Genomic DNA, 242 nt, shown 5'->3' on the forward strand with positions numbered 1-242 from the left:
CAATAATCTCGAGCTTGAACGGCGGATCTTCGACACGGCCATGTCCGTTCCCTTCGAACTGATGGAGGCGGTCATTCTCGGGGCCGCGGGTGTCGGAACGACCTCCATCGATGTGTCCGGCTGGCATGCGCTTATGCCGGAGGTCGATTCTGCGAACATCGCCGATGTCGACTTGGGGGTGCAAAGCCCGCATTTTGCGGCTGGAAACTGGCTGAACGCGGAAATGGACTGGCGGCTTCTGG

The 242-nt window shown here is 59.9% G+C and carries 1 protein-coding gene; it reads left to right on the plus strand.

Translation table 11 applies throughout. The annotated features are described in order from the left end of the window. The coding region (locus tag ACPYOI_RS36820; protein ID WP_481424278.1) for a hypothetical protein at positions 1-242 on the plus strand (242 nt) is incomplete at both ends.

The organism is Rhizobium sp. SVR5-2C (genome assembly GCF_056755115.1).